The organism is Armatimonadota bacterium (assembly GCA_017993055.1).
In the GTDB taxonomy this organism is placed as follows: Bacteria; Armatimonadota; UBA5829; order DTJY01; family DTJY01; genus JAGONM01.
In genome coordinates this window covers 1-6,435 of record JAGONM010000071.1, presented here as the reverse complement: position 1 = coordinate 6,435, position 6,435 = coordinate 1, and the positions used below count along the sequence as shown (strand labels likewise).

Below are 6,435 nucleotides of genomic sequence, written 5' to 3'. Positions count from 1 at the left end.
ACTTCGCGTGGCCGCTGATCATCACGAACGACATCAACCTCCGGACGCTCCCGATCGGCATCATGATCTTTCAGGGGCGGTACACCCAGGAGTTCGGCCTGACGATGGCCGCCGCCGCCGTCTGCTCGGTCCCGATCATCATCGCTTTCCTGATCTTCCAGAAGCGGATCACCGAGGGGATCGCCATGACGGGCTTGAAAGGCTAGAGCCTGCCGGAGTGAGTCGGCCCGGCGAGGAAATCTCGCCGGGCCGCTTCCCGCAATCACCCGCCAGGCCATCAGAGGACTCATCATATCCTGCGTGACATAACGTCATCTGATTGTACTGCCGCGAAACTGAACGGACAACCCTCCATCCGGATGAAAAACACCCGGGTCAATCCTACGAAAGTCGGATAGAGCGGCGGAAGATGCTTGACAGATATCGTCTGCACGCGTATATTGCTAATCATGGCAGGCTCGACCGATGACGCGAATCTCTCGATGGGCGATATCGGCGTCCTCTCGGACATGACGTCCGAGATCTACGCGCCGTCGTTCAATGACGACAGTCTCCGCCACGTAGTCGAACTGCTGGGCCGAGTCGTCTATCAGTCTGAGGCGGGCGTCGTCCACCTGCACCCACCCAATGAGCCGCTCTGGTTTGGTTTCAGGATACGCGAGGATGCCGTCAATCAGCGAGTTCCGCTCAGACCAGAGATTCTCGATCTGGTCAGGAACGCCCTGGATCGAAAGCTCTCGGTCTGGCGACCGGAAGACGCGGTCGGGAGAGAGCGGTGGATAGAGTCGCCGCTGCACCGCCAGATGTCCGCAGGCGGACTAGCCCATCTGGTATGCGTCTCGTTCGAACTCGATCCTGAGGAGTCAACGCACTTCCACTTCGCGAGAGAGGCGGGCATGGCGGACTTCACCGGCAGGGATCTCACGATGCTCAGGCTCTTTCGACATCACTTGCTCAGAGCGTCATTACTGAGAAAGACCCTGTATGAGGCGGAGGTGGCCCGGTTCGCCTTTCAACAGATTATGCACCCAGGATTCGTGGCCGACGTGGAGTGCCGGATAGTGCGAATGAATGACGAAGCTCGCAAGGTAGTCGCGAGATGCGCCCTTGGCGAGGCGGAGATCGTGAAGCAGATCGAGGATGCGGCGCGAAGGGTCATCAACACGGGCACTCAGTGGGAGCATCTTGACTGCTGCGGCGAACGAGGACTCATCACCGTCTACCCCGTTCGGTTGGAAACTCAGCCGGTGGAGTATATCCTGGTGCTGGATTCGGCTGACTACTTCCGCCACATACTGACTCAGTGGATGTCCGGGACCGGCCTCACCGCACGCGAGACGGAGATATGCGGCCTGCTGATTCGCGGAAGATCCAACGGCGAGATCGCCCTGGCGCTCGACATCCTGGAGCCTACCGTAAAGGACCATGTGACCAGCATCTTGCGCAAGTTCAAGGTTACCAACCGAAGCGCCATCATGCCCAAGCTCCTCGGCCTCAACTAGCCCCACCGAATATCATCGCCCCGATGCAGTACCGCCTATGCCGCCGGAGGATTCGCGCGCGTCCGCGCGGAACTGAAGAGTGTCCGGCGGCAGTCGGGTAATCGAGGGAAACAAGGGCGTTTCCGGAGGAGAGTACGTGATGGCAACTATGATAGATTCCAAGCTCGCGCTGCTCGGAGGCGATAAGGCGGTAACCTGCGATCCGGGCGATACGTTCACCTGGCCGATCGTGACCGAGGAAGACGAGGCGGCGGTCCTCGATGTGCTCCGCAGAGGCGCGATGTCCGGCACGGACGTCACCCTGCAGTTCGAGAAGGAGTTCGCCGAGTGGCAGGGACTGAAGTACGGCTTGGGATTCAGCACCGGCACGGCGGCGATCCAGGCGGCGATGTGGGGCTGCGGAGTCCGGACCGGCGACGAGATCATCTGCCCGAGCATCACCTACTGGGCCTCCGCGCTGCAGGTGTTCTCCCTCGGCGGAACCGTCGTCTTCGCGGACATCGATCCGATGACGCTCTGCATCGCTCCCGACGACATCGAGCACCGGATCACCGACCGCACCAAGGCGATCATCGTCGTCCACTACCTCGGCCATCCGGCCGACATGGACCGGATCATGCCGATCGCCCGCAAGCACGGCGTCAAGGTGATCGAGGACGTCTCCCACGCGCACGGCGGGCTCTACAAGGGCAGAATGGTCGGCACGTTCGGCGATGTGGCCGCGATGAGCCTCATGTCGGGCAAGTCGTTCCCGATCGGCGAGGCGGGCATCCTCTGCACGAACGACCTCTCTATCTACGAGCACGGGATCGCATGGGGCCACTACGAGCGGAACAATCAGAACATCCAGACGCCGGAACTGCAGCCGTTCATCGGGCTGCCTCTGGGCGGGTACAAGTACCGCATGCACCAGATGAGTTCGGCGGTCGGCCGTGTCCAGCTCAAGCACTACCCGGAGAGGATGGTGGAGATCGACAAGGCGATGAACTACTTCTGGGACTGCCTGGAGGGAGTCCCCGGCTTGAGAGCGCATCGTCCGCCGAAGAACTCGGGCTCGACGATGGGCGGATGGTACGCGTGCCACGGAATCTATGAGGCGAGCGAACTCGGCGGGCTGTCGGTCACGCGGTTCTGTGAGGCGGTGAGGGCCGAGGGATGCCCCGCGAGCCCCGGCGTGAACAATGCGCTCCACCTGCACCCGGTCTTCACGGAGTGCGACATCTACGGTCACGGGAAGCCGACCCGGATCGCGAACTCCTCCAGAGACCTTCGGCAGTACAAGGGCGACCTCCCCGTGAGCGAGGCAGTCGGCGCGCGGACGTACCACATCCCGTGGTTCAAGAAGTTCCGGCCCGAGGTGATCGATCAGTATGCGAACGCGTTCCGGAAGGTCGCCGAGAACTACGAGGAACTGCTGGAGGGCGATCAGGGCAACCCTGAGACCGTCGGCGGGTGGCACTTCTTCCGGCATTCGGGATAGTAACCGCCGATGAACGCAGATGGACGCCGATGGATCTCGTAACCGCCGAGATGCCGAGGACGCGAAGGAATGCATCTGAGAAGCGTGACCTGCCATCCTGACAAGTACCCGACGAGGGAACACTACCCGTTCAACCTTCCGATCTTCCAGCGGCCGACGGAGCTGACCTTCGACACGCCGGTCACGATCTTCGTCGGTGAGAACGGCACCGGGAAGTCTACGCTGCTGGAGGCGATCGTCCACAAGTGCGGCATCCACGTCTGGCGGGACGAGACGAGGCGGCGGTTCGAGCATAATCCCTACGAGGACAAGTTCCCCGAGCACATCTCGATCGAGTGGACCGACGGCCGCGTGCCGGGGTCGTTCTTCTCGGCGTCGGTCTTCCAGGACTTCGCGGAGATCCTCGACGACTGGGCGGTGGCCGATCCCGACCAGCTCAAGCATTTCGGCGGGAAGTCGCTGGTGACGCAGTCCCACGGCCAGTCGATCATGTCGTACCTGACGGCTCGGTACAAGATCAGGGGACTCTACCTGCTCGACGAGCCGGAAGCCGCTCTCTCGCCGAAGACGCAGATCGAGTTGCTGAAGGTGTTCGAGAGCATGTCGCAGGACGGGCACGCCCAGTTCATCATCGCCACGCACTCGCCGATCCTGCTCTCATGCCCCGGCGCGCGAATCTACAGCTTCGACCGGATGCCGATCGCTCCGGTACGGTACGAGGAGACCGATCACTACCGGATCTACAAGCAGTTTCTGGGCAGCAGGTAGCGCGAGATGAAGATTCAGGTCGTCGCGATGATTCTCCTATCCGCGATATCCGCAAGTGCGACTGCCTCGCGGGTCGTGATCAGAGCCGATTTCGGTAAATGGGTGGACTATCCACTTGTCAAGACGAAGTTCGCGGCCTACAACTCGGGTTACGTACCGGGACACCTCGAGACCTACAAGCGGGACGTCGGCCTATTCGATGAAGTCCATCCCGATGCCCTCCGGATTGATGGAGTGCTCGGCTCGCCGAGGCACATGCTCTTCTCCGATCCGCCGATCATCTCCGGCGAGCCGCCCGACCTCAAGTACGACTTCCGGCAGGCCGACGAGTTGATCGACCTCATGCGCACCCATAATGTGCAGAAGTACTGGTGCTACGGCTACGTACCGGAGGCGCTCGGAGAAAGCTTCAAGACGCCGCCCTCGGACCTGGCCCAGTGGGGTACGGTGTGCCGGACCCTTGCGAAGCACTTCGCATCGAGCGGACATACGGTCGCATACCACGAGATCTACAACGAACCGGACAACCGCGACTTCTTCTCCGGGACGGTGCAGGACTATATCGCCATGTACGAAACCGCCGTGAGGGCGATCCGGGCGGCGGACCCGGATGCCGTCGTGGGGGGACCGGCGCTTGCGTTCACTGATGCCTGGATCGAACCGTTTCTCGGTCATGTGACGAAGAACCACCTTCCGCTCGACTTCTTCTCGTTCCACTACTACCCGGGCGTGCCCTACAAGGCGCAGAGCCTGCGAGAAGTGGTTGAGACGATGCGCGAGGCGCTCAGGAAACACCCCGAGTTGGCAACCACCGAGATGCACCTCAACGAGTACAACTCTCTGCCGATCAACTACCCGAAGGACGGTCCTCAGCAGAAGCATCGGCTCGCGGCGCAACTTCTGAGCGATTTCTCGTACTTCGTCACTCAGCCGAGCCTCACGAAGGTCCACTGGGCGCAGTTCATGGATACCGGCGGCGGCAACTGGTCGGGGCTGATCAGCATTGGCGGCCGCCGGAAGGCCGCCTTCAACGCGTGGAAGCTCTACTCGATGATGCCCACCGACAGGCGGCTCGTCTCGATCGAAGGACCGCAGGGCATAGGAGCGATGGCGTCGTCAGACGAGCACAAGTGCGGACTGGTCGTCTGGAATCTGACGGGCGCGGATCAGACTGTCAGAGTGCATCTGGACAGTATTCCCCTCGCGAAGGCCACACTCCGCGTCTACAGGATCGATGCCGGGCACGCCAGTTGGGGAGACGATCCCGCGAATGAGAGGCTGGCCCCCGTGGAGGAGCGCAGGGATGTCGGCACGGTCGGCCTCGAATGGACCGGCGACATCCCTGACGGCGGCGTGGTCTATCTTGAGGCTCAGGACGGAACGACGACCGCCGATCCTGCTCACGTGGCGGAAGTCGAGCGAATCCACTACTGTTTCCCAGATAGGAACTCCAAGGCCTACGCCGACTTCGACCGGAACACCTGGACTGCGCGCATGGGCATGGGAGGCGAGCAGGCGGCGGATGCGGTCGTCGGCGTGCGGGCGAGTAACCTGCCGACGGTGCTCGGCGTATCGTATACTGTCGGCGGCAAGCTGCAGGACAACGGCCCGCACAGCCTGCTCGCGGTTCAGGTGGACTACGAGGCATCCGGCGAGTACCGGGAGTCGGTGCTCTTCCACAAAGGGATCTTCCACGCCAATGGGATCACGCCGCTCCCGTGGGGAACGAAGGCTCGACCGGAACAGGCGGTACGTTTCGACGACACGCTCGATCTAGGGAAGTACGCGCCCGAGGGATGGGCCGGCCGGGCGATAATCACGTTCAGAATACGCAATACCGGCCCGGACAATCGGGCGAAGATATCTCTTGAAAGGAGACCTCTTTGAGGCATCTTCTGCCGGCCATACTCGCACTCTGCATCTGCACATCGGCACTCGCCGGGAATGTGAACCTGCGGCTCGGGCCTGAGGGGGAGATCCTCGGGTGGCTGGTGGCCGGTCCGTTCCCGAATCGCGCAGACAACGAGTTCAAGGACTGTCAGGGGTTCGATACGGACTATCTCAGAACTGAGGGCAGCGCTCAGGCGGCAGAGGGCAAGGCGGCTGCTCCCGGCGCGGACTGGTCGCTGGCAATCGCTGATGCAGAGAAGGGCGTTGATCTCGTCAAGGCGTTGGGGCCGAAGGGACCGGCGGTGGCGTACGGCTTCGCGACTCTGACGAGCAAGGCGCCGCGGGACGTTCGACTCCTCCTGGGCAGCGATGACGGCATCAAGGTCTGGTGGAACGGCGTCCTCGTCCACACGAGCCATCTCACCAGAGGTGCGAAGCGTGACGAGGAACAGATCGAGGCCCGCCTGAAGACGGGACGGAACCGCCTGCGCGTGAAGGTGGACCAGCACTTCGGCGGATGGGGGTTCATCGTTAGGATAGTGAACACGGACGGGTCACCTGCTTCCGATCTGATCGAAACCCTGGATGTATGGGACGGCGGCGCTACCGGAGGATCCTCTGCCGACTCGCTTGTGCGCGCCTCCGTGGGCAAGCAGGGCAGCCTCGACGTCCAGGCTGCGACTGAGTACGGTTCGTTGAGGCCCAACGCCCTCCTCTGGCGATCATGGCTTCAGGAGTATCGCGAGACTTATACGGCGCCCACGAATGCTCAGGAACGCCGGTACGGCAGGCGGG

6 protein-coding genes are annotated in these 6,435 nt (G+C 62.2%); all 6 read left to right on the top strand.

Annotated features, from left to right (window positions below; all coding sequences use genetic code 11):
* The coding region (locus KBC96_15325; GenBank protein MBP6965764.1) for a carbohydrate ABC transporter permease at positions 1-206 on the top strand (206 nt) is incomplete at its 5' end.
* Between the two features lie 207 nt (positions 207-413).
* A complete protein-coding gene (locus KBC96_15320) occupies positions 414-1,502 on the top strand; it encodes a helix-turn-helix transcriptional regulator (GenBank protein ID MBP6965763.1) in 1,089 nt (362 codons plus the stop codon).
* 139 nt (positions 1,503-1,641) lie between these two features.
* The gene (locus tag KBC96_15315; GenBank protein MBP6965762.1) at positions 1,642-2,982 is read left to right on the top strand and encodes a DegT/DnrJ/EryC1/StrS family aminotransferase; all 1,341 of its coding nucleotides are present in this window, start codon (positions 1,642-1,644) and stop codon (positions 2,980-2,982) included.
* A gap of 69 nt (positions 2,983-3,051) precedes the next feature.
* On the top strand, positions 3,052-3,750 hold the full coding sequence (locus KBC96_15310; GenBank protein ID MBP6965761.1) for an AAA family ATPase: 699 nt from the start codon (positions 3,052-3,054) through the stop codon (positions 3,748-3,750).
* 6 nt (positions 3,751-3,756) lie between these two features.
* Complete coding sequence (locus KBC96_15305; GenBank protein MBP6965760.1) at positions 3,757-5,637, top strand: cellulase family glycosylhydrolase; 1,881 nt, start codon at positions 3,757-3,759, stop codon at positions 5,635-5,637.
* A partial coding sequence (locus KBC96_15300; GenBank protein MBP6965759.1) for a hypothetical protein occupies positions 5,634-6,435 on the top strand: 802 nt, incomplete at its 3' end. The genes KBC96_15305 and KBC96_15300, both read left to right, overlap by 4 nt.

Coding starts and splice junctions, on each gene's coding strand:
- KBC96_15315 (MBP6965762.1), top strand. CDS start 1,642: ATGGCAACTATGATAGATTCCAAGCTCGCGCTGCTCGGAGGCGATAAG.
- KBC96_15310 (MBP6965761.1), top strand. CDS start 3,052: ATGCATCTGAGAAGCGTGACCTGCCATCCTGACAAGTACCCGACGAGG.
- KBC96_15305 (MBP6965760.1), top strand. CDS start 3,757: ATGAAGATTCAGGTCGTCGCGATGATTCTCCTATCCGCGATATCCGCA.